This is a genomic window from Paenibacillus sp. JSM ZJ436, from assembly GCF_044383795.1.
GTDB classification, from domain to species: Bacteria; Bacillota; Bacilli; order Paenibacillales; family Paenibacillaceae; genus Paenibacillus_AQ; species Paenibacillus_AQ algicola.
This window is the reverse complement of record NZ_JBISEO010000014.1, coordinates 1-22,879: the sequence shown is the minus strand read 5'-3', so window position 1 is coordinate 22,879 and position 22,879 is coordinate 1. Positions and strand designations below refer to the sequence as shown.

At 51.5% G+C, this 22,879-nt stretch carries 20 protein-coding genes and 1 pseudogene; 2 read left to right on the top strand and 19 right to left on the bottom strand.

Annotated features, from left to right (window positions below; translation table 11 throughout):
- Positions 1 to 37 precede the first annotated feature (37 nt).
- Both ACH6EH_RS15940 and lacZ read right to left on the bottom strand, forming a co-directional pair.
- Complete coding sequence (locus ACH6EH_RS15940) at positions 38 to 1,069, bottom strand: BMP family protein (protein WP_138224829.1); 1,032 nt, start codon at positions 1,067 to 1,069, stop codon at positions 38 to 40.
- Between the two features lie 346 nt (positions 1,070 to 1,415).
- A complete protein-coding gene (gene lacZ, locus ACH6EH_RS15935) occupies positions 1,416 to 4,544 on the bottom strand; it encodes a beta-galactosidase, LacZ type (RefSeq protein WP_397333047.1) in 3,129 nt (1,042 codons plus the stop codon).
- A 117-nt stretch (positions 4,545 to 4,661) separates the two neighbouring features.
- Here lacZ and ACH6EH_RS15930 point away from each other — a divergent pair, with 117 nt between their 5' ends.
- Entirely contained in the window at positions 4,662 to 5,492 is an 831-nt protein-coding gene (locus ACH6EH_RS15930; RefSeq protein WP_397333046.1) for an AraC family transcriptional regulator, read from the top strand.
- A 56-nt stretch (positions 5,493 to 5,548) separates the two neighbouring features.
- Here the strand turns inward: ACH6EH_RS15930 and ACH6EH_RS15925 are convergent, their stop codons facing one another.
- The 5 genes and pseudogenes from ACH6EH_RS15925 to ACH6EH_RS15905 all read right to left on the bottom strand — a co-directional run.
- The gene (locus ACH6EH_RS15925; RefSeq protein WP_397333045.1) at positions 5,549 to 6,679 is read right to left on the bottom strand and encodes a C40 family peptidase; all 1,131 of its coding nucleotides are present in this window, start codon (positions 6,677 to 6,679) and stop codon (positions 5,549 to 5,551) included.
- 1,538 nt (positions 6,680 to 8,217) lie between these two features.
- Positions 8,218 to 9,069: an NAD-dependent epimerase/dehydratase family protein gene (locus ACH6EH_RS15920; RefSeq protein WP_397333044.1), complete on the bottom strand. Its 852-nt coding sequence runs from the start codon at positions 9,067 to 9,069 to the stop codon at positions 8,218 to 8,220.
- Between the two features lie 783 nt (positions 9,070 to 9,852).
- Entirely contained in the window at positions 9,853 to 10,701 is an 849-nt protein-coding gene (locus ACH6EH_RS15915) for a sugar phosphate isomerase/epimerase family protein (protein WP_397333043.1), read from the bottom strand.
- A 45-nt stretch (positions 10,702 to 10,746) separates the two neighbouring features.
- Entirely contained in the window at positions 10,747 to 11,424 is a 678-nt protein-coding gene (locus ACH6EH_RS15910; protein WP_397333042.1) for a Gfo/Idh/MocA family protein, read from the bottom strand.
- 80 nt (positions 11,425 to 11,504) lie between these two features.
- Positions 11,505 to 11,648 (bottom strand): annotated as a pseudogene (locus tag ACH6EH_RS15905) (Gfo/Idh/MocA family protein); the annotation flags it as partial.
- Between the two features lie 118 nt (positions 11,649 to 11,766).
- Between ACH6EH_RS15905 and ACH6EH_RS15900 the strand changes: the two are divergent.
- Positions 11,767 to 12,642 carry a helix-turn-helix domain-containing protein gene (locus ACH6EH_RS15900; protein ID WP_397333041.1) on the top strand — a complete coding sequence of 292 codons (876 nt, stop codon included), beginning with the start codon at positions 11,767 to 11,769 and terminating at the stop codon, positions 12,640 to 12,642.
- Positions 12,643 to 12,710: 68 nt separating this feature from the next.
- Here the strand turns inward: ACH6EH_RS15900 and ACH6EH_RS15895 are convergent, their stop codons facing one another.
- From ACH6EH_RS15895 to ACH6EH_RS15840, 12 genes are all read right to left on the bottom strand, one after another.
- On the bottom strand, positions 12,711 to 13,013 hold the full coding sequence (locus ACH6EH_RS15895; RefSeq protein WP_325053182.1) for a hypothetical protein: 303 nt from the start codon (positions 13,011 to 13,013) through the stop codon (positions 12,711 to 12,713).
- A gap of 160 nt (positions 13,014 to 13,173) precedes the next feature.
- Entirely contained in the window at positions 13,174 to 14,235 is a 1,062-nt protein-coding gene (locus ACH6EH_RS15890; RefSeq protein WP_397333040.1) for a Gfo/Idh/MocA family protein, read from the bottom strand.
- Complete coding sequence (locus ACH6EH_RS15885; RefSeq protein ID WP_397333039.1) at positions 14,225 to 14,896, bottom strand: class II aldolase/adducin family protein; 672 nt, start codon at positions 14,894 to 14,896, stop codon at positions 14,225 to 14,227. Before ACH6EH_RS15885 ends, ACH6EH_RS15890 begins: the two co-directional genes overlap by 11 nt.
- Positions 14,897 to 14,913: 17 nt before the next feature.
- Complete coding sequence (locus ACH6EH_RS15880) at positions 14,914 to 16,245, bottom strand: four-carbon acid sugar kinase family protein (RefSeq protein ID WP_397333038.1); 1,332 nt, start codon at positions 16,243 to 16,245, stop codon at positions 14,914 to 14,916.
- A complete protein-coding gene (locus tag ACH6EH_RS15875) occupies positions 16,242 to 17,177 on the bottom strand; it encodes a sugar phosphate isomerase/epimerase family protein (protein WP_397333037.1) in 936 nt (311 codons plus the stop codon). The genes ACH6EH_RS15880 and ACH6EH_RS15875 overlap by 4 nt, the downstream gene beginning before the upstream one ends.
- A 14-nt stretch (positions 17,178 to 17,191) precedes the next feature.
- Complete coding sequence (locus ACH6EH_RS15870; RefSeq protein ID WP_397333036.1) at positions 17,192 to 17,839, bottom strand: GntR family transcriptional regulator; 648 nt, start codon at positions 17,837 to 17,839, stop codon at positions 17,192 to 17,194.
- A gap of 39 nt (positions 17,840 to 17,878) precedes the next feature.
- Positions 17,879 to 18,970 carry an isocitrate/isopropylmalate dehydrogenase family protein gene (locus tag ACH6EH_RS15865; RefSeq protein ID WP_397333035.1) on the bottom strand — a complete coding sequence of 364 codons (1,092 nt, stop codon included), beginning with the start codon at positions 18,968 to 18,970 and terminating at the stop codon, positions 17,879 to 17,881.
- 18 nt (positions 18,971 to 18,988) lie between these two features.
- Positions 18,989 to 19,729 (bottom strand): amidohydrolase family protein, encoded by a 741-nt coding sequence (locus tag ACH6EH_RS15860; RefSeq protein WP_397333034.1) that lies wholly within the window; start codon positions 19,727 to 19,729, stop codon positions 18,989 to 18,991.
- A 36-nt stretch (positions 19,730 to 19,765) separates the two neighbouring features.
- Positions 19,766 to 19,960 carry a hypothetical protein gene (locus ACH6EH_RS15855; protein WP_397333033.1) on the bottom strand — a complete coding sequence of 65 codons (195 nt, stop codon included), beginning with the start codon at positions 19,958 to 19,960 and terminating at the stop codon, positions 19,766 to 19,768.
- Positions 19,961 to 20,095: 135 nt separating this feature from the next.
- The gene (locus tag ACH6EH_RS15850; protein WP_397333032.1) at positions 20,096 to 21,016 is read right to left on the bottom strand and encodes a hypothetical protein; all 921 of its coding nucleotides are present in this window, start codon (positions 21,014 to 21,016) and stop codon (positions 20,096 to 20,098) included.
- 324 nt (positions 21,017 to 21,340) lie between these two features.
- Entirely contained in the window at positions 21,341 to 21,781 is a 441-nt protein-coding gene (locus ACH6EH_RS15845; RefSeq protein ID WP_397333084.1) for a HEAT repeat domain-containing protein, read from the bottom strand.
- 574 nt (positions 21,782 to 22,355) lie between these two features.
- Positions 22,356 to 22,879: IS3 family transposase (locus ACH6EH_RS15840; RefSeq protein WP_397333031.1), on the bottom strand; the 524-nt coding region annotated here is incomplete at its 5' end.

Below are 22,879 nucleotides of genomic sequence, written 5' to 3'. Positions count from 1 at the left end.
GGCTGCCATCGACAGCCGGTCGGCCTAGCCCTGTATATTATTGCTGCAATGCATTCGTCACGGTGATCTTACCGGAAATGATGTCCTCGGAAATCGTCTTGAGCTGATCGATCACATCTTGTCCGATGAAGTCATTCAGCGGAGTTTCACTTTCGTGAGTCACGTAAGTCAGGCCTACACCCTTCTCCTTCAAGCCATAATCCTTCACATCATAGGTAAAGCTGCCTTCGACAAAATCCTTCACGGTCTCATACGTCACAGCGTCCACCCCTTTAAGCTGGGACAGGACGACATGCTCCGGGTCCGTACCCGTATTGTCCGTATCTTGTCCGGAGGTGTAGAAGCCCTTCTCCTTCGCGGCTTCAAACACACCCAAATCGCCGACTGCTGACATGGCCGCGATGAAGTCCGCGCCCTTGGAATGCTGCAGCAATGCAAACTCCTTCGCTTTCGCCGGATCTGTAAAGCTGCCGACATAGTTAACGAAGATTTCTACATCCGGGCGAACCGACTTCGCGCCTTCTTCAAAGCCCTTGATGTACTTGTGCATGATCGGAATATCGGCCGCTACCACATTGCCTACCTTGCCAGTTTGTGTCGCAAGGCCTGCAGCGGCGCCCAGCAGGTAAGCCGCCTCATGCTCCCGGAACACCGCGCTCCGTACATTCGGCAGGTCAACGACGGTATCTACAATCGCAAATGGAACGTCTCCGTTCTCCGGTGCGATCTTCTTGAGCGCATCCTCCATCTGGAACGTCGAGGTAATAATCAGGTCATACTGCTCGGCAACCGCTGTTCGCAGGTTACTTTCAATCGAAGCCGGGTCTGTAGATTCGATCGTCTTCACTTCCACGCCGAAATCCTCACCGGCCTTCTTCAAGCCTTCATCCATCAAAGCAAAGAACGGGTTCACACCAATCTCTTCCGGAAGCACGAGCGCGATCCGCTTCTTCTCTCCGGCATTGCCGGTATCTCCAGCTGCTGTCTGCTCCGCAGGTTTATCTCCGCAGCCTGCCAGCAAGCCAAATGTCAGTACCAAGGTTAGAATCATAGACCAGGATTTTCTCATTGCGTGTGTTAAGCCTCCTAATTGATTGCTCTTTCTTCTATCTATCATCCTATTGGATTGTGAGGAAGTTGTCAAAGCTGAATTTAGTTTTTGGAGCTTTCAAGGGTCTATTCATGTTGAAATAAGTCGATAATAGGAACAATGAATGAACGTTATGGTCATTTCATAGTCTTATTGTTCGGTTTTAGGTTAAATAGCCGAGTATCAATTTAATGGTCATTTCATGGAAACGGGATACAAAAATAAGCAGGACGCCAGGATCAATCCCCTGAACGTCCTGCTCTTCCTGATTGTCTCCGCGGGTGTGATCGGGAGCTATAGCTTTTCGGGGTCCACGGGCCTTGGCTTACACAAAGCCCCGAAGCGTAAAGCTCACGCTATAGCTGCGGTTGGCATGCAGCACATGCTCGGGATGCGGGCGGGCGCCCCAGCTGTCATCCCCGCCGACGCCCATCTGCTTGCCCATGATGCGGACCACGGTCTTGCTGGGTTGCGGCAGCTTATAGGCATGGTCACTGTCCTCAACCTCCAGCGGCGTATACGGCAGTGCGCTAAATTCAAATTTGGGAGACCCGGTGATTTCAAGGCCTGCACCCTCCTGGCTGCGCACCACAGCCCGCCGCACCTCCGTCTTATTGCCGCACTCCTGCGGCCTTAAATACGGAACCCACTGCTCGCTGACCTTGCCGGAATAAAGAGCCAGCTTGGCGCCGGTATTCCGGTCGGAGTAGTTCTCAAACGGTCCCTTGCCGTACCATTCCAGCTCATTAAAGGAGCCGTCCAGCTCCAGCATGAGTCCAACCTCCGGAATTTCTGGCAGTCCGGCTCCCGGCGTCAGATGAAGGGAGACGTCGATCCTGCCATCCTGCACCTCATACTGGATGATGCAGGAGGATTCCGGCACGGTAGGCAGGCTATACTGCACCCGAACGCGGACGCAATGCTCCCCTTCCTTGTAGGTGAGCTTCTGCAAGGTGCGCTCCTGACTGACCGTGCGCCAGATGGAGCTGCGCTCCTCCAGCTTGTTCCCCCGGTCATTATCGATCAGCGCGCGCCAGAAATTCGGGACAGGCGCCTTCGTCAGCAGCTCCTGATCGCCGATTGCGTAAGACACCAGCTCGCCGGTTGCCAGGTCAAAGCGTACCGCATACCCTTCGCCATGAACCGTTAAGGCTCCATTTTCCATAGACGTCTTCAGGGCTCCTTCCGGAGTCAGACGGGTGATGACCGGAGCCGCTGTAACCGGCATGATAAACTGCTCAAAGGCCACTTCATGGCCGGCGGGAGCCCACGGCGTATCTTCTTTCAGCAGAAGAGCAGCGGTCAGAACCGCCTCTCCCTGATCCCCCCAAGCGGCCGCGGCCTCCACGGCTTCCTTCAGCTCGATGGAGACGGCTGTACCCGGGGCGGCGGAAAGAGTCGTTGTGCCTTCTTTTTTCACGATGCCGTCAATAGCCAGCGTCCACTTGAAATCATACGCCGCCAGATCTGTAAACAGGTTCCGGTTGCTCACCGTAATTACACCGTTCTTGAGATCCTCTGCGCTGAAGCGGACATTCTGGTAGCACTTCTTAACCTCGTACAGCTTCGGCGATACCGTCCGGTCTGCAAAAATCAACCCGTTTCCGCAAAACGTTCCGTCATGAGGCGATTCTCCAAAGTCACCGCCGTAGGCGAGGTACGTCTCTCCTTCTTGGTTTGTTGTCTGAATGCCCTGATCGATCCAGTCCCAAATGAATCCGCCCTGCAGCACGGGATAGCGGTCGAACAGCTCCCAGTACGTGCTCAGGCCCCCGCAGGAGTTCCCCATCGCATGGCTGTACTCACACAAAATGAACGGCTTCGGCGGTTGATTCGCAGCATATTCCTCAATGACCCGCACATGGGAATACATATGGCTCTCGATATCTGAAGCCGCCTCGCTGGGACGATAGTGGAACACACCCTCATAATGCACTACGCGGGATGGATCCTCCTGCTTGAAATAGTCGTACATATGCAGGAAGTTGTCGCCCCCGAAGGACTCATTGCCAAGCGACCAGATCAGTATAGACGGGTGATTCTTGTCGCGCTCGAACATCGACCGGCTGCGATCCAGCACGTTGTCCCGCCACTCCGGGCGGCTGCCCGGCAGGGTATCGAGAAGCTCTTTTTGCTTGTAATACCACGAGCCGTGGGTTTCGAGATTGACCTCGTCGATCACGTACAGACCATATTCATCGCAAAGATTATACCAGTCCGGATGGTTTGGATAATGGGAGGTCCGCACAGCATTGATATTGTACGCCTTCATCAGCTTGATATCCGCCAGCATCTCCTCGTAGCCGATGGCCCGGCCCTTAGTAGAAGAGAACTCGTGGCGGTTGACACCCTTGAACTCCACGACCTGACCGTTCAGCTTCATCAGGTTGCCTTCAATCTCGAAGCGGCGGAAGCCCGTGCGGCTGCTCACATATTGAAGCGTCTCTCCTGCAGCATCCTGTAAGTGGATGACCAGCGTGTACAGCGCGGGAGCTTCCGCGCTCCAGAGCTCTGGTGACGCTACCTCTGCCTCATACTGAAGCTGCTGCGCGCTCCACGCTCCGCCGCTGGCCTTCAGGATTCCAGGCTCCTGCCAGATCGGCTGATCTTTGGCATCATACAGCTGCACACTTGCAGTAATTCCCTCCTGCACTCCTTCATCGTAATTGTGAAGCAGAAGCTTCACCTGGAGATGGCCATGCTGATAAGCATCATCCAATCCGGCTTCTACACGAAAATCGTAGATGTGCACATTCGGTGCCGTATACAGAAATACCTCCCGAAAAATACCGCTCATCCGCCAGAAATCCTGATCCTCCAACCAGCTGGCATCACACCAGCGGTACACCTCGACAGCCAGCTTGTTCTCCCCCTCCACGATATAAGGAGTCAAGTCAAAATCCGACGGCGTAAACGTATCCTCACTGTACCCGACCCGCTCTCCGTTCAGCCAAACATAAAAGGCCGATTCGACGCCCTGAAAGCTGATAAATACCGGCTGATTCTTCCAAGCCTCTGGCACAGTGAACGTGGTGACGTAGGAGCCGACCGGATTGTACAAGGTTGGAGCGAACGGAGCCTTCAGCTCCTCCTGCTCAATCCAGGGATATCGGACATTCGTATACTGCGGGTAATCGTAGCCCTGTACCTGCCAGTGCGACGGCACCGGAATCTCCTTCCAAGTACTGCAGTCATAATCCAGAGACTCAAAGCCCTGCACGCGGCTCTCCGGGTTCTTCGCCCAAGAGAACTTCCAATTGCCGTTTAGCGAAAAGCGGCTGGATGATTCATTACGCTTCTGCAAGGCCTGCTCCAGCGAATCGTACGCGGTAAAGGCCGTATGCGCTTCCAAGCGCCCGACCTGAAAAATTTCAGGATTGTTGTTCCACTCCGGATACCCGTTCTCGGGCGGGGTATAATTCAGCTTGTGCTTGGTTGCTACAGATTTGCTCACATTACTCCACTCCCTGCTATAATATCATTATATTCAGATTATAGAGCAGATCAGGAATGCAGTTCTATTTAACAATTTTCAATACACTTTAAAAATATGAAAGTATGAGAGAAGGTTATGAACGTGGATTTCATCTTCTACGCTCTGGTGACTGAGCGCGACAGGCATTTGCCCCTGTACTTGACCAGCTCTGGACAATGGACGCACCAGGACCCGGTCCGGCGTCCCGAGGGCTTCGTCTCCTATCAGTGGCTGCTGCCCCTCACCGGGGAAGGCCGTCTGTACGTGAACGGCCATTCCTACGCCGTGAAGCCGGGACAGGCGATCTGCCTGTTTCCCGATGAGCCTCACCGCTATGAGGCCACACAAGAGCCGTGGGGAATGCAGTTTATTTCTTTTGAAGGGACACTTTGCGGGCCGCTGCTGGAGCAAGCCGGCGTTCATCATTCCGGGGTGTATCTCGTCAGTGATTTTGCCGGACTCAGCCGGGGGCTGTCCCCCATTGTACGCGCTGCCGATCAGGAGCCTTTTGAAGCTGCCGCAGCGTCGAAGCAGCTCTACGCCTTCCTGCTGGATCTGCCGAAGCAGCTATCGACGAGCCGCCACCAGATCCACCTGCATGCCGAACGGCTGCAGCCCGTGCTGTCGTACATCAGAGAGCATTGCCACCAGCCCCTGAGTATTCAGCAGCTGGCGGACCAAGCTCAGGTGACTCCCCAGTATTTATGCTCACTGTTCAAGACCGCCATGGACCTTCGGCCCATGGAATATGTAAACCGGGAGCGGATCAACCGCAGCAAGCAGCTGATCTTCCAGCAGCCCGGCCTTAGAATTCAGGACATTGCGAAACAGTCCGGCTTCGAGCACGCAAGCTATTACTGCACAGTGTTCAAGAAGCTGGAGGGCCTTACCCCCGAGCAATTCAGGCGCTCGCACGGGCTTGGGTAGAGTGTGGGTGGAGCTATTCAGGCGCTCACACGGGCTTGGGTAAAGTGCCGGTGGAGCTATTCGCTTACCCGCTTGGCCCACAGAAAGTTCTCTTCCCAGAATGGCAGATTTATGCTGCGGTACTGTACGCCGTCCTTCGGCTCATCCAGGGCGTGGATCATCATGCCATCCCCCATATAAATGCCAACATGTCCGGCAATGTTCTGAGACTTGAAGCGGCCAGGCACACGGAAAAAGAGCAGGTCGCCTTTGCGCAGCGATTTGCGGCTTACGGTTTTTCCTACCTTGCTCTGCGAGCGTGCAGTACGCGGGAGCGAAACGCCGTGCTTTTTGAACACATGCTGTGTGTAAGAGGAGCAGTCAAATGCTTTGTCCTCGGGATAGGTTGAGCCAAAAACATACTCCACGCCCAGGTATTTTTTTGCCGTAGCCAGCAGCTTGTCCGCACCGCCGCTTACGGCTTGTGCCTGTAGATTGCCTCCAGTGGCATCATCATCCCCGGTTCGGTTCATACGCAGCCCGCCTGCTTCGTCCTCCTGAAAGCGGTATGCGTCATGGCGTGCGGTTTGCTTCATCTCGAGAGTGTTCTCTTCTGTGCTTTCCGTGCTTTCTGTGCTTTCCGCGCTCTCCGAGGTTTTTTCTTCCCCAATCACCTTTGCCCGCAGCTGTCCCTCTGCGAACTGCAGCGCCATATCCTGCCCGAACAGCTCTTCCACCACGCCAACAGGCAGACAGAGCTTGCCTTCAATCGTCTCTGGTGCTTCACTCAGGCTCACCGTCTCCCCTTGTCTGAGCGCCTGCGCCTCGCGGGACTTCAGCTCATATTCCGGACCGGTGTCGCCGATGAGGACGGTGCCCCCCTTGGTTCGCATCCGGTACCCCAGTAGCTCTGTCAGCTGCTGCACGTCCACATATTCTTTGCCGGCATGACGCATCACGGGAACCTGACCATATTCGGACTCCGAGCCTGCACGAGCATGCTGAGAGTCGCTGCCTGGCTGTGGACTGCTGTCCATTCCGAGGTCTCCCATCCGGGAGCTGTTATTGCCTTCGTAGCTGTATGCTTGCGGGCCTCCACCCTCCCGATCCTGGCGGACCTCCTGAGCTGAATCGGTTGCTGTATTGCCGCAGCCTGCCAGCAGGAGAACCCCCGCTGCTGCCACACTCCATCTCTTGATGCTGTTCATGGTCATAGCCTCCACAATGGTTTTCCTTAGAGTCCGCCTGCGAGACGTTCTTTATGCGGACACAAGTAAAAAAGCCGCCTCCTCTGTAACATGAGGAGGTGGGCTTGTGGCAGCGGTGCACCGCTATGTGTGCGTTAGCTATCGTGACTTCAGTGCGGGCGGAGGCTCTGGGGCTGCTGTTGGGGCGGGCTCTTCGCTTTTTCCCGACTACACGTCCTCTCCGTAGTTCTAACGGTTGCCACAGGTGCTAAAAGGGCTTATTCATGGTTACTTTGAATCTAACGGTTGTCAGAGGCGTTATTTCGGTCATTTGGATGCTTTAGAGCGACTATTCCACCAATTAAGCACGCTCACAACCGTTAGAATTAGTTTGCTGCCGATTAGATAACAATAAGCGCTGTGGCAACCGTTAGAGCGGAAGCCAACGTGGGGTGCGAAGCGTGTTCGAGATTGCGAGCCAACGTGGGGTGCGAAGCGTGTTCGAGATTGCGAGCCAGCGTGGGATGCGAGGCGTGTTCGAGCGCGCGAGACAGTATGAGATACGAGGCGTGTGCAAGCTGGCAGCTTGCACACGTTGTGCGAGTCGCGATTCTGGGAGCACGTAGCGTGTACGATTCTAACGGTTGCCACAGGTGCTAAAAGGGCTAATTCATGGTTACTTTGAATCTAACGGTTGCCAGACGCGTTATTTCGGTCATTTGGATACTTTAGAGCGACTATTCCACCAATTAAGCACGCTCACAACCGTTAGAATTAGTTTGCTGCCGATTAGCTAACAATAAGCGCTGTGGCAACCGTTAGAGCAGGAGCCCGCGTGGGAAAGGGGTCGTGTTCCAGAGCGGGAGACAGCGTGAATAAGAAGCGTGTTCGAGAGCGCGAGACAGTATGAGATACGAGGCGTTGTTTGAGAGTGCGAGTCAGCGTGAGATGCGAGGCGCATCCGAGAGCGCGAGACAGTGTGAGATGCGAGGCGCATCCGAGAGCGCGAGACAGTGTGAGATGCGAGGCGTGTGCAAGCTGGCAGCTTGCACACGTTGTGCGAGTCGCGATTGTTGGAGCGCTAACAAGTACAATTCTAACGGTTGCCACAGGTGCTAAAAGGGCTAATTCATGGTTACTTTGAATCTAACGGTTGCCAGACGAGTTATTTCGGTCATTTGGGTGCTTTAGAGCAACTATTCCACCAATTAAGCACGCTCACAACCGTTAGAATTAGTTTGCTGCCGATTAGCTAACAATAAGCGCTGTGGCAACCGTTAGAGCAGGAGCCAATGTAGGATATGGGGCGTGTTCGAGAGCGTGAGACAGTATGAGGTACGAGGCGCATCCGAGAGCGCGAGACAGTATGAGATACGAGGCTTGGTTCAAGAGTGCGAGCCAGCGTGGGATGCGAGCCGTGTTCGAGAACGCGAGCCTGCGTGCGAGCGAGCCGCATTCGAGAGTGCGAGCCGCGGCAATTGAAGGGCAAAGGGCGATAACTCGCCTCTTTGCCCTCACAGGTCCTTACCACGGAAGGCAGGTCTTGGCGCTGCCAAGTCCTACTTCTGCGGCATTTGCTCGCGCCAGAAGTACTTCGGCTGCCAGCCTAAGAGGCGCTTGGCCTTGCGATTGTCCATCAGGGTCTCATAGCCGTCCAGCGTTGTCCGGAAGTCGGTTACCTCGGCATAGCGAGCCTGCATCAGCTCCCGGCTTGGGATATCCATGCTGGTGTCATCCGCGGTAATGTTCAACGCCACCGCTCCCAGCCCATCTGTCTCTACGGCCAGACGGCAGGCTTCTGCTGCATCACGGGTGTCGATGTAGCTCCAGAGGATTCGCTCGCGGGCTTCAGGACGATGAATGAACGACGGGAAACGCTCGTACCATTCCGGCGGAATCACATTACCAAGACGCATGGATACGACCTGCATCCCGGTCCGGCGATGAATCATCTCTGCATTCTGCTCATTCACGACTTTAGACAAGCCATAACTGTCCTGGGGCAGCTGCGGATGCAGCTCATCCATCGGAACATATTGCGGAGCAAATGGATGCACGGCAAAAACGATCCCGTAAGAGGATTCGCTAGACGCAATCACGGCCTTCGTAATACCGAGATTCGCTGCAGCCTCCAAAATATTATAGGTTGACATCACATTATTGCGAAAGGTAACCTCCGGGGTGCGGATGTTCATCGCAGGCACCGCCGCCAAATGCACAACAGCATCCGCACCGGCCAGCGCGCTATAGGTTTCGCCCAGATCCTCCAAATTCACAAGTAGTGTCCGGCATAACGCCTCCTCCGGCTGTTTTGTATCTACGTTTAACACTTCATACCCATGCTCCAAAAAGTGTCGAACGACCCAGCGGCCCAGCATCCCACTGCCTCCGGTAATAACGACTTTAGGCATATTGTTGTCTCCTTTTGTTTTTCCTGGACAGCCTGAAGTGCCAGACCTATACATCTGACACGCAAGACGCCTCGCGGATTTATTGGTGGATAGGTTCGTCATCTCCAGACTACGGAAGTCAACTCTATGCCGAGGTGTGGAGGGGACATGTTAACTACTCTATTATAGAGATACTACAGGGAAATAATATAGTTCTTTACATGTGGAGTAAGAATACTTTTAGCGCGAAAACACTTCATATCAAACGCTTAATTGCTCATATCCTAAAATTAGGCGTCGTACAGGTTATTTCCATCGTTTTGATAGGCTCTAATGTACAGCTCTGTCCGTTAAAACTTCGCTTTGTGCGGTACGCGCTTTTGATGACGCCTAGCTGACCGTTGGGCCGTGTGTACAAAATATGACACTGCGTAAACAGCTCGACTTTCATACCACGCCGAGTTCTCGGCTCAAGTTCCACACCACGCAGATTCTTCGGCACGATATTTCCACACCACGAAGAATTCTCAGCTCGACTTCCGCTCCAAGCAGAGTTCTCGACACGATTTACACACCCCACCATGCAGAATTTCCGGCTTGATCCACACCACGCGCAGTTCCCCGCGCGATTGAGGCGGAACAGTCATCGTTACAGCACGGTGCACCTAATGCAAAACACCTTCATGCCTGAAGTCCTGCTGCTTAGCAGGATTCAGCTTGAAGGTGTTTGTCTGTCTATGAAAGCACTGCGCACAGTTCCGGCGCGCGCCGGTGCAAACTTTACCTTATAGATTTCAGTCTCGCTTACTGAAGTCCGGCGGCCCGGTATACGTGCCTGAAGCCTTCTGCCGAACGGGCGATCAGCGTATCACTGCTGTCCGGCGGAGACTGCTGAAGCAGAATTTCCTGCGCCACGACACCCTTATACCCGATCACATTCAGGGATTGCAAAAAGCCTTGCAGATCCATAACGCCCTCGCCCGGATAGAGACGGTCGTTGTCCAGCACTTCGCTGACAGGCAACGGCTTTGCGTCATTAAGATGCACATGGACGATCTGCTCCGCCCTCAGGCTTAGAATATCTTCCTTCGTGCCGCCGGTGGTATACCAGTGATACGCGTCAAAAAGCAAGCCCACGTTGCGCCTGTCGATCGCGGCGATCCAATCAAGCGTCTCTTCCATCGTCCAGATGAAGGGGTTCGCCCAGCGGGTACGCAGATGATGCGGGCCTACGAATTCCAGACCCAAAGAGATGCCATAGGCACCGAGCAGCTCTGCGCAGATGCGGAGGCGCCGGGTGGCCAGCGCCATAAAGTGAGCCGCGTTCTGGTCGGTGGACGGCAGGATATACGTGCAGCATGCTGTACAGCCAAAAGCAGCGGCGGCTTCCGCATCTCGTGCCAGCTCGACCAGTCCCTCGCGGAACGATGCTTCGTCGGCGCGCCACTCGACCGGCAGCCCGATTGAGCCGATTCTCAGCTCATGCTTCCTCAGCGTTTCTTGCGCAGCTTCAAGGCCTCGACGCTCAACCCACTCACGAAGCTCTTTGCCACTGACATCTATTGCTTCAAAGCCATGCTTCGCCGCTTTTTCAGCAAATGCTTCGATATCTCCCACATCCCCTATTCCTGCGCGCGACAATCCTTTAATCAATTGCGTCTCCTCCTCTTCTGTTGAACGATGTCTGCCCTTGCCAGCCTACACATCCCAATTCAGCTTCACTTCGTTGCCCGTGCGGGACGATTCGTACACGGCATCCAGTACAAGATTGTTGGTCAGGCCGGTCAGTGCCGAGCTGATCGGCGTACGGCCAGAGCCGATGCAATCCAGGAAATGCCGGCTAAGCCGCATGCGCTCCCCTTCATCCTGCTCCGGCTTGAGCAGCTCAGAATCGAGCGGGCGATTGAATTTCTCTGTATGCAGCATTCCCTGCGCACCGCGATAGGTCGCTCCGCCATCACTGCCCATCAGGCGGATAAACGGCGTATTATCCGTGTCCGAATGAACCGCCCAGCTGACCTCCAGCGATAGTGTACTGCCGTCTTCCATCTTAATGAGAGCTGTGGCCAGATCCTCGACGTCATAAATCCCGTTCCAATCCGGTGTCCCCCAGTTGCCGATTCCCTTCCGGTCAGGCCCGAATTCGGCATAGGTCGCTCCATAGACAGACACCGGCTTCGGGTTGCCCATCAGATACAAGGCCAGATCGAGCATATGGACGCCGATATCGATCAAAGGGCCACCCCCGGACTGTTCCATCTGTGTGAACCATGTTCCCCAGCCGGGAATGCCCTTGCGGCGGTACCACCCGGTCTTCGCAGTGTAGATACGCCCCAGCTCGCCCCGCTCCACTTGCTCCTTGATTTGCGAGGCCACGGCCTCAAACCGCATCTGATTTCACTTTGAATTAATGCTTCTGCCGAAGTATACACATTCGGGATACTATGCTGTGCTGCAAGCGCTTGCGCCCGCGACTGAACAATGTCCGTGATTCCTTGTATTTTACACAGCTCTGACAGGTTGGCAAACTGCTGGACATGTACACCGCCGATATTGCCGGCCCCGATCACGCCCAGACGGATTTTGCTGCTCAAGCTCATGCTTCTCATCCTCCAATACGGTAAATTCCTGTGTTTCTCTTTATCATGATAGAATACATTCAAAGAGAACGCGTACCGTTTTTTTCGGATTATATGCCAGATTTTCGAGGAGATCATCATGACAGGAATTCCGCAATACATTACATCATTTCCTAATATGCATACTGCGCTGCCTGTGCACTTCAGCCTGAATCGGCTGCCCGCCGGCTACCGTGCACATCGGCATGATTTTTTGGAATTCTCCTATGTGGTGGAGGGCAGAGGCTATGAAACGATTAACGGGGTGCAGCATCCCATGCTGCCAGGAACCTTTACCTTCGTCCTGCCTTATCAGATCCATGAGCTGTTCACGGATCCCGGCAGTGAGCTGGTGCTGTATAACTGCAATTTCGGCATGGACTTTTTGCTGCAGCCCTCTCCGTTTTCTACCGGCAGCGAAGGACTTGGCCGCTTGATTGAAGCCGAGGGTGCTGCGCCTTATTACTTATTTGACGAGCACAGCGCAGCAGAGATCAAACGGATCATGACCGAGATGCATAAGGAGTATCAAGGGAACAACTGGGGGCGCTCCACCCGGCTCGCCATCAAGCTGATGGAAGCGCTCATTCTGTTTCACCGCAGCAGAAGCAAGCACAGCCGCTCCGCCGCCCCAGCGATCCCCAGTCAGACGCGGGCTGCCTGGCACATTATCCATTACCTTCAGCAGAATTATACAAGAGAAGATCTGACACTGGCAGAGCTGTCAAAGCAATTCGCCATGAGTGTCTCCCGAATTAGCGAGGTCATTAAGGAAAAGACGGGACAGCATTATTTGGAGCTCTTAAATGATCTTCGCATTCGCCATGCCATCGGCTTGATGGGGTCTACTGAGATGAGCATGACCGAGATCGCGCATGAATCAGGGTACGGGTCGTACAAGACGTTCTCACGTATTTTTCGTGAACGCCAGGGGGTTGTACCGACAGCCTACCGCAAGATGAAGATGACCTTTTGACGATGAAACGCTGCACGAAAAGCCCTTCATTTTGACAATGAAGGGCTTTTCGTAAAGACAGGAGCCGTTTAGGCGGTATGCTCTTTTTGCGCGGTGTTCAGCATTTCATCCCAGTTCTTGAAGTTCGTTTCGCGGGCAATATGGCGCTCGAACAGCTCTTCTGGAATCTGATCCACGTCCTCGTAGGTCGTCACTTCGAACTTGCCCTTCTCATTGAAAGCGGCAAAGCTCTCATGCCGGGTGTGCCGGCGCATAAATGAATCATTAAACAGCTGACTGAGCGGGACCTGAGCGGGATTATCCGCGTTCTCCTTCTCGCCCTTCAAATCCTTCAGCAAATCGTCAAATGACATAGGTTGATGTCTTCTCAAATGATCACTCCTTGCAAATTTCATTCCACATGCTCTTCAGTATACCAGTGAATCCGCCGTCTCAACCATAATTTTGGGAAAATAATTTTAAAACAACATACTTTTGATCATAAAATCGGCGGCCTTCTGTAATCGAAGCCGCCGTCGTTATAATATATTGCTATTGGGAATGATTTATGATTGGAGACGTGGCGACCGTTCGCGGGAGCAAAGATACCGCCTTATTACTGCTGGCTGACTGATAACAAGCAAACACCGTTTCGAAGGTAATCAGGTAATCCTCCCCGGACGTTTCAAATGTACATTTCCCCGCCAAGCCGTCGATAAAATGCTGCTGTGTCGCGATCGTACTCCCGCCCTTCCAGCCATTCGCAGGAATATGATATTTATGCTCCTGCTCTGTACCGCCCCGAGCTGTATAAAACAACCTTCCATCCTCTTGAAGCCTCAAACTGCCTCCGGTTCCCTCAATCGTCATGCAGCCGTAGGTCAAAGATCGTTCATGTTCTTTATAAGTGGTTCGATTAGCATCGTAAATTACAGTTATACCATTATCAAAGTGAAACTGTGCAATTGCAAAATCCTCACCTTTAATGACGGGATTAATCGTTCTGGTTCTGCAATACACACTCTCCATCTCACCGAATAAATACCGGAACGTGTCAATATAATGAACCCCGGTCTCAAACAGCAGAAACTTCTCCATCTCTTTGAAATAAGGCTGCATGGCATACGGATTGCTGCCCCATCCGTCTCCAGGACGCATGGAAAAATAAGCTGTGTATACTTCACCCAAGGCTTTAGCATCTATCAGTTTTTTGATCTCGCGATACCAAGCCTGCCAGCGCCAGTTCTCATTGATCATCAAAGGGACCCGGCGCTCTTTACAGTACTGTACCAGTTCTCTGCCTTCCTTTAATGTCGTAGACAAAGGCTTCTGACACAGAATCGGCAGACTTGCATCCGCAGCTAATCTGGCATAATAGCTGTGCGAGTCCGGTGGTGTGCATATATCTATAAAGTGCGGCTTGACCGAGGTTAGCATGTCATCAAATGAAGAATAGACCTCAATCCCATATTTGTGACCTATATGCTGTGCTTTCTGAAAATCTTGATCATAGATCCCGACAACGCCGCCGCCGTGTACCGATGCCCAGGCCTCTAACTGAATGTCTGCAAAAAAACCGGCACCTACCATAACTCCTCTGAAGTTATTGTCCATTTCGTTTACCTACTTTTCTATTCATTCTTGGTTTGTAGTTGGCATTGTTCAAAAAATCCTCCACCATCGATGCATCCAGCTCATGTAATGAAAGCTTGGCTTGCAGGGCTGTAACCAACAGCCGGCAAGTCATTTCAAGTGTCTGAAGCCGCATCACGGCCTCCTTCACACTGCGGTCGAAGACGATCACACCATGGTTTCGAAGCATGATCACCTCTGCTTCCGCTGCAGCATGCTCTACAGCTTCTCCCAGCTCAAGAGAGCCTGGGTGAACATAATCCACATACGCAATCTTCTCTACATAATACATCGACTCAACAAATAGATTGGATGGGATTTCCAAGCTTGAACAAGCCGCCAAAGTCGACCAGAAGGGTGACGCATGGATGACCGCATGGGCATCGTCCCGAGCTAGATACACCGCCCTATGCATCGGCAGTTCTTTGGAGGGCTTGGAGCTTGATGACCACTCGCCGTCGTGTAAGGAAACCTTTACAAAATGATCCTCGTCCAAATGGCCCAGCTCCGTGCCTGAAGCCGTGATCAGCATATCCTCTGACGAAGACCGCGCACTCAAGTTACCAGAGTTCCCCCAGGTTAACTGGTGATCCAGTAGATATCTTCCTGTTTGCACAAGCTCGTTTCTCAGCTGCTTATTCATGTTCCCTTCACCTCTCATCATGTTCCGCTGCGGATACTCTCGAAATAATGAACATGACCCAGCTGTCCTCCTTTGAGAGCAAGCTCCATCCCGTCAATCTCCGGGTCTTCTGAATAACAATGACATAACGGTGCTCCAGGACTCACTGACCACAGCATTTGAAGCCCGGTAACACCGAGCTCTCTGGAAGCAAAGCCAGATGAATCTCCTCCAGCAAGCACCAACCGGCGAATCCCCGCCTCTTTTACTGCGCGCTTGGCAATGGACCCGAGCCGGCGGCCGATGAACTCCCCGGAATCCGCAGCCTTTAATCCATGCTGAGCAAGCTTGTCGCGAAGCTGGGGAATGGATTCATCATCAGGTCCGGATGCCGTATAGGCAACAGCGCTGTGTCCTTCCTGTAACAGGGATATCAGATCGTTCGTCTGTTGTTCTTCTATTGTTGGATGCTCCAGCCATTGGTGGACCTCCAGCCTGACCATTCTAAAGCCATGCTGCTCAGCCGCATCCATCTGCTGCCTCGTCGTTGGCGAACAGCTGCCGGAGAGCACGAGCGTCGGCCGGGGCGGAATGGTTACCGCCGAATTATGAACCTGATGCGATGGAGAACCCAGCGCCCAGGCGGTCTGAATGCCGGAAGAGCCGACGGTACACAGCGGAGCACGGGCGGACATTTTGCGCAGTAAACGACCGATTCGGGTCATATGCTCCTGGTTAACCGCATCCAAGATCACAAAGTCCACGTCTTTAGCCAGATGGGTACAGACCTCCGTCAGATCATCGTGACGTTCATTATCTAATATATTGAGTTGTCCACATCGCAGCCTCGTTTGTTGAGCGAAGTGCAGCCTCAGATCACTTTCTCCCATCGGTGTTACAGGATGTTTCGCCATAACCGGATGCCGGTCCAGCCGATAGATGATATCATTCCAGGCGGCAAAGTGATGTCCGAATACGGTGTAGCGCCCCAGCTCGGGAGAGGCTGCAAGGAACGGAATGAACGGTTGGTCGGGATAGAGCGGCCTTAGCCATTCCATAACCTTCCCCACGTTTCCGATCGTCTCTGAGGAGTCACAGGTGGAGCATATCTTATAATGAAGAATATCCGCATTTAATGAAACGAGCTCGTGCAAGCAGGGCCGTAACTCTCTGTCCATTTGATCAGCGTCCATGGAGCGACTAACTCCGGCCACCCCGATACATTCCAATTCAGGATGATTGGTTTTCAGCCATTCAGCCGAAGGAAGCTCTAAAAACAGCATGGTCTTATATCCGGCATTGGCCAGCATCTGCATGGAATCTGTGCCACCAGTAAAATCATCTGCATAGTAAGCCATCTTTAGCTTCATACTATGCCCTCCGAATTTAAGCGATGCTTTGCATTAATCCAAGCTTTACGGACGGTACGTTTAGCATTCATCAACACATCAACAATGCGTTCATCCTGCTGCGGAATGATTTCTATTCCGACACTCCCTGCTCTGTCCGCTCCAAGGTATCCAACCTTTGTCAAGCTGTAAAAGAAGTCTGCAACCTCATTTACATCGTTGCAGCCTTGGGGATACCCGAAATATGGATGGGAATCACCATAACGAGCATCGCTTTGCGTAAGAACACAATTACCAATATGCACATGACCCAGGTGATTCCCTATTTCTTCCATCATACTGGCAACAGTTTCATGCAACAGCGGGAAATGACTTAACTCAGCTACTAATGAAAAATTGGGGATGTGTTTGGTCTCCTCCATAAGAAGCTTCAACCTTTCATTTGATCCAATCCATCTCTTCTTGTCCACCCTGTCATCAAACGGTTCAAGCAATAACTTGAGGCCGAGCACGCTTGCCCTCTCAGAAAGAGCTTCAATCAAGTCAACATATGCTTGTGTTACGACTTTTTCGTCTTCGGAATCATTGGGTCCGCTGCAAAAAAGCACCGTATCTGCTTCTATTTCTGCTGCTTCTTCCAGACAGAGATTCATTTCGTGCAAAGAACGTTTTCTCTCCTCCAGAAGTTGACTGTGCGGGTTCAGTTTCTTGCCAAAGATAACAGGCTGCATCAGATAGGAACGGTTTACCCTGCAAATACGCGCTCTATGAGTAAACTCCCTGCGGACCAACTTGTCTGCGATGTGAGTAATTTCAATACGATTAAAGAAATCATCCTGTAAAATATAATCCGCATACTCTAGTATTGGGCCTTCACCCTTCAAAAATAATGAATGTAGTGTACAGTGTATACAACTAAATTCAAATGTTTCCTCCAAGCTGCTCCATTTCAATTCAACACACCTGCCTATTTATAAATCGAAAATTCCCCGCTCTCCAATAACGGTATTGCCTTTTCAATATGTTTACGCATAAGCATTTCTGCAGCTTCTCCGTCTTTCTTCGTTAAAGCGTCTAGGATATCCATGTGCTCGACAATCGTCTCCTCAGGATCTCTGTATAGTCCCTGAACCTGACTCGTCATAATGATCTTGTTGTTCTCGATGGTCTGAATCAGCATCGCATCCTGGGTCGCGTCTGTAATGAATTTATGAAATCTAACATCTGCCTGATAATAGGCTTGTGCTTTCCGGTCTCTTACCTGACGATAGCCTTCTTCAAATAAGGTCTTCAGGTACACAATATCTGCATACTCCATCTTAGGTGCAGCTAGCCTGCACGCCAGTCCCTCCATGAGCGCACGAATTCGAAACACGGAGATCATATCTTCATTGGTAAACTCTTTAATGTACCAGCCTTTGGGGGTGCCTGCCAGCAGCCCTTCTTTCTCCAGCTGAGCAAGCGCCTTGCGAAGCGGGGTACGACTGACACCAAGACATTGGGACAGCTGGTTCTGTACAATCAGTTCACCAGGTTGAAGCTTCTTGTTTATAATCATCTCTTTAAGGCGAGTGTAGACAGTGTGATCCAGCGTATCATAAGACTGAAGCTGCATAGTGGTCATCCTTCCGGAAGATAAGTTTAGATATTTCCACTATAGCATAAGAGCGGTTACAACCGCATTACCCACTTCCTCCGTCCCGGACTTGCCTCCAATGTCGGCGGTCTTGAACAATCCTTTGCTCAGCACGGCTTCCACAGCCTGCTCAATATGAACGGCCGCTTTGGCAAGCATAGGGTCGTTATGACGTTCACTTAACCATTCCAGCATCATGGCACCCGATAGTATGGTCGCTACAGGGTTTGCTATATTTTTGCCTGCAATGCCCGGAGCCGTTCCATGAGAAGGCTGAAACATCGCATGATGATCTCCAATATCACCGGAGGGAGCCATGCCCAGCCCCCCAATCGTAGCGGATGACAAATCAGAGATGATATCTGCGAACATATTCTCGGCAACGACAACGTCGAACATATGAGGACAGAGCACCTGATATAAGGTCATGGCATCCACGTAAGCATAATCTCGTGAAATATCATCATACCGATCCGCTATATCATTAAAGACGCTGCGGAAATAGGCGTAAGAGCTCAATACATTCGCTTTATCTACACAGGTGACCATTGAGGTTCCATCGAGAGGTCTGCCATTTCTTTTTTGGGCGAGCTTAAAGGCAAACTCGGAAATTTTGGAGATTCCGGTTCTTGTCATGATGATTGTGTCCGTGGCCACCTCGTTGCGAACATTGCATCCCCCAGTCCTGGAGGCGTACAGCCCTTCAACATTCTCTCTGACAATGACGTAATCAAGCCCCTTGGATACATCTCTCAGCGGACTTGTGACTCCCTCATACAGACGGCACGGCCTTACACCTGCGTATAAATCAAGGTCAAAGCGAAGCCGAAAGATGACATCACCATTCACTTCTCTTCCGTCTGGATGCCGTGCTTCCGGCAGCCCGATGGCTCCCATAAGAATGGCATCTGCTTCTTTGCAATGCTTGAAGGTATCCTCCGGCATCGTTACGCCTGTCTTCAGAAAGCGCTCGGCACCTGCATCAAATGGTTCAAGCTCAAGCGAGAAATCATACAGCTTCTCCACCTGCTTCAGCACGCGGATTGCAGAGTCGGTCACCTCTGGACCGATCCCGTCTCCGGGGAGTACTGCGATATGGTAAGTTGACATGTAGGAGGACTCCTTATCTTATGAAATGTGAAAGAGCTGTTTCGGTGTAGAATACAAAATTTGTTCCATTTGCTGCTCTGTAATTCCGATGGTCTGCAGCTTCAAGATCTCGATCGGCAGGTTGGAAATATGATCTGACCCCAGCATCATTCGTTCTGCCCCAATGTGATCCACCATCTTCTTGATCGTATACGTTGGACACCAGGATGGCTCAAGATAGATGTTCTCACATGCTTTTGCTGCCACGACGGCCTCATCGGTGTAAACTGCAAAGCCAGCATGGGCGAGAATGATCGGAACATCCGGAAATCTGCGGGCTGGCTCGATCATTAATGAGGGAAGTGAAAATGGATTCCCGATCCCTGTGTGCACAATGACAGGCACTTTATATTTTCGAGCCGCCGCATAGATTTGATCACACCGCGGGGATAACGGAGAAATATTATGGCCCATTGGGTGCAGCTTGATCGCAACAAAATGATGCTGCTCGAAGCATTCCTGTGCCTGGGAATCAAAACGCTCCTCATCCAGCCATGGATCTATCGCAGCCATGCCGTATATTTTTCCGGGATACGCCGCAGAGAAGCGGGCTATTCTTCGGTGTACTTCCTCAATGTCTTCCAGCGTAGGCTGCGGCATGACCAGGCTCGTTTCTACGTTGTACTTCTTCATGGCATCAATAATATCGGCTTCGGTCGTTGCCACTCCCGAGAACTTGGATACTCCTAGATGAACGTGAGTATCAATCAACTTCATCATGAACCCCGCCTTCTTTCTCACTGAGTGCTGTAGAATCTATTCTTTCACAGAACCAAGCACGATCCCCTTCACAAAATATTTTTGAAGAAAAGGATATACCAAAATAATAGGCAGCATGGAAATAAAGATTTGAGCCGCTTTTGCGGTGCGGTCTGACAGCTCTTCGAGAGCCTCAACATCCTGAAGCATATCCAGCTGCGGGTTCACAATCATAGTTTGAAGGTATTGCATTGTTTAACCCCCAACTTTTTAGAATTTGAACAGTCCAGTGACTTTTCACTTTAGGCGGCTTCATGATGCATGGAATTTCACGTCGATCACAGCTGATTGGTGTCCCGGACCCTCACCTCCTTCCGGATGAAGTAGTCATCGATGTCCTGTAATCTCTTTGATCTTCTCGAAAAACTGCTTCTTCCTCGCCGTGTTGATTCCCCAGTTCACCGGAGGGCACTGATAGCCATCCTCATAGTCACTTTGCCCGGGATCAAAATATCCCCAAGAAACTGAACGCTCGATGGAAATTAACAAGTGATTTCTGTCTTGATCAAAGTCAAAATGATCGTCTTCATTGTTTACAATGGGCTGCCCTCTGTACCCCGTTTGAGAGCGCGTCAAGTCGATTTGTCGAGAAATCCATTCCATGCTGCAGGAATTGCCATGCAGCAGGACAAAGTCACTCACCTCCAACAAATGGTTCGCAGGCACGGTGCCTCCTGAACAGCTGGCTCCAATCAACAGCGGAGCCCCCGGTGATTGTGATTGGGATACGAGTCTAGCCAGCTCAATAAGTTCATGTATTCGAGGCATTAAAATAATGGGATGACGGTAAAGGATGTCACATTCATTTGCGATTTCAATGACCACGTTGGTGTAGCCCTTTTGATGGACCCACATGGTAGCGTTTACAACAGCCTGTTTCACAGCATACTCGCTAGCCAGAACAAGGTCCTGACCAAAATAAAAGTAACCGAGAATAATGACCATACCGAGTTCGTCCGCTCGATCCAGAATTCTCTCCAGCCGATTCATATAGGCTTGGTCCAGAGTTCCATCCGGATGGAATGCCGAATTGATCCATGGCTGTAAACGGGAGTATCCTTCCGGACTTCCTCCCTGCAGATTTATTGTGAGAGCCAGGACCCCATGCTCTCTCCAGGATTGCATGTTATCCAGGAATTCATTCGTGTTGCGTTCACAGTCCCACACTTCTGTATCCGGGTATCGCCACCTTCCAGCTGTTTCCGGATTGCGGTCATCAAATACTGCTTGAACCATTCTGCTGTTCATAAGCAGCCCTTCAATAGAAATATGTTTCCATGTTCTCCCCTTGTAAGTCGGGACTCCGTTTATCAGCCAGGCACTTCCTTGAATCGAGACTTTCGTTTGTCTTTTCACTTTTTTCAATTCCCTCCCATCGGATATTTGAGGTCAGAAAAGCTATGAAATTAACTTAGTACTCATTGTATACAATGTATATTATTCGAATATCTCTGTAGTGTCAACGGTAATTGTGAGCGCTTTCTTGTAAAAATATGATTATTTTGCCTACAAAAATGAACAGCGGCACTCCAGGTGGAGTGCCGCTGAAAACAAATATGGTTTGGCCTATCCTCAGATGCGCAAATCGCTCCATTTGGCTTCCAGCCAGGCATCAAAGTCGTCGCCTTTTTCACCTTCATAGATGTCATAGACATCTGCTCTCATCTTGTTCAGCTTGTCCTTGAACTGCTCGTAGGTGTGATCCTTGGGCAGGCTCTTCTTAATGCGGACGAGCATCTTGGTCAAGCCTTTGACCGGCTCTTCCGGGCTGGGCTTCGGCTTGTGAACCTCTTCGCCGAGGCCTTTCAGCTGCTCATAGGCAGCGACCTGAACCCGGTATACCGGGTCCTGCTGCATGCGGTGCATCAGAACGTCCACCGCATGCGGGTGATCCAGCGCACCTAATTCCTCAATCGCCTTTACCCGCGTACGCCAGTCCGCCATTCGGTTCGCATCCGCCTTGAGCTTCTTGTACCGGTCCTCCGGCTGCAGGGCGTTCTCTTGTGGTTCTATTGTCAATGTGATCTTCCTTTCATGGGTCGGTTTCATTCTCATTAAAAATTTCCGGGCACCCGGGAGCTGCACCGCGCATGACATCACGACCTTCAGCCTGATACAACAGCTATCATTATAGTATAAAACAAGATCCAGCGCATCTGATCAGGTGAAAAGAACTGATTATAGACAAAGGCGAATTTTGTTTTAAACGTCATATCAACCGTAGGATTCGCGACATACCTTTTATAAATCATTAGCGATTCTGACAAAACAAATCCGTGATTTCGACTAGTTAGCCACAACGGCCGCCCCTCAAACAATACAATACACGTCTGGCTTGGTGTGATAGCAGATCGCACTCCCTCTGTATCTAGGCTTAAATGACGATTTAGCAGATTTAGTAACGTGCTGCTGCGTGATGCCCTGCATACATCATTCTCCTTTGTTACTCAGAGCTCAAAGTTACGCATTTCAATCCACGCACTCGCGTGGGGTGCGACAAGTGCTGGATGCCATTATTCAGGGGCATGTGATTGGAGTTGTCAAGAAAAGTGCAGTCTGAAAACACACTCATGAAGAAATCCTGTTGCTAAGCTGCGTGTGACAGCATTCTTTCACGGTAAATCGTTGGGGGCCAGCCCCCTGGATTCGTAGTGTAGATGCGCCGTCTATTGTAGTAGGTCATAATATATCTAAAGATGATCGATTTGATCTGCGCCATCGGGTGGTGTTCGGTTTTAATCTTATACAACTTTTCTTTCTTTAACGTAGCAAAGAAGCTTTCCATTCTTGCGTTGTCATAGCAACGCCCTGTGCCGCTCATACTCTGAATGGCACCGCGTTTAGCCAAACACGCTCGGAATGCCTGACTTGTGAATTGGCTGCCGCGATCGCTGTGAACAATCATGCCGCGCGCGTTTCTTGCCTTGCACGCGTTCTCAAATGCTTGGATGCAGAGTTCCTTGCGCATGTTGTCGTCCATGGCAAGGCCGACGATCTCTCCGTTGTAACCATCCAGCACCGCGGACAGATAGAGTTTGCCATCCGAGCAAGGAACTTCGGTGATATCCGATAGCCACTTTTGGTTCGGTGACGAGGCGCTGAAGTCTCGTT

Excerpts from the sequence above, each read along its gene's own strand:
- ACH6EH_RS15940 (WP_138224829.1), bottom strand. The coding sequence starts at position 1,069 with ATGAGAAAATCCTGGTCTATGATTCTAACCTTGGTACTGACATTTGGC.
- ACH6EH_RS15930 (WP_397333046.1), top strand. The coding sequence starts at position 4,662 with ATGAACGTGGATTTCATCTTCTACGCTCTGGTGACTGAGCGCGACAGG.
- ACH6EH_RS15925 (WP_397333045.1), bottom strand. The coding sequence starts at position 6,679 with ATGAACAGCATCAAGAGATGGAGTGTGGCAGCAGCGGGGGTTCTCCTG.
- ACH6EH_RS15920 (WP_397333044.1), bottom strand. The coding sequence starts at position 9,069 with ATGCCTAAAGTCGTTATTACCGGAGGCAGTGGGATGCTGGGCCGCTGG.
- ACH6EH_RS15900 (WP_397333041.1), top strand. The coding sequence starts at position 11,767 with ATGACAGGAATTCCGCAATACATTACATCATTTCCTAATATGCATACT.
- ACH6EH_RS15890 (WP_397333040.1), bottom strand. The coding sequence starts at position 14,235 with ATGGACAATAACTTCAGAGGAGTTATGGTAGGTGCCGGTTTTTTTGCA.
- ACH6EH_RS15885 (WP_397333039.1), bottom strand. The coding sequence starts at position 14,896 with ATGAATAAGCAGCTGAGAAACGAGCTTGTGCAAACAGGAAGATATCTA.
- ACH6EH_RS15880 (WP_397333038.1), bottom strand. The coding sequence starts at position 16,245 with ATGAAGCTAAAGATGGCTTACTATGCAGATGATTTTACTGGTGGCACA.
- ACH6EH_RS15870 (WP_397333036.1), bottom strand. The coding sequence starts at position 17,839 with ATGCAGCTTCAGTCTTATGATACGCTGGATCACACTGTCTACACTCGC.
- ACH6EH_RS15865 (WP_397333035.1), bottom strand. The coding sequence starts at position 18,970 with ATGTCAACTTACCATATCGCAGTACTCCCCGGAGACGGGATCGGTCCA.
- ACH6EH_RS15860 (WP_397333034.1), bottom strand. The coding sequence starts at position 19,729 with ATGATGAAGTTGATTGATACTCACGTTCATCTAGGAGTATCCAAGTTC.
- ACH6EH_RS15855 (WP_397333033.1), bottom strand. The coding sequence starts at position 19,960 with ATGCAATACCTTCAAACTATGATTGTGAACCCGCAGCTGGATATGCTT.
- ACH6EH_RS15850 (WP_397333032.1), bottom strand. The coding sequence starts at position 21,016 with ATGAACAGCAGAATGGTTCAAGCAGTATTTGATGACCGCAATCCGGAA.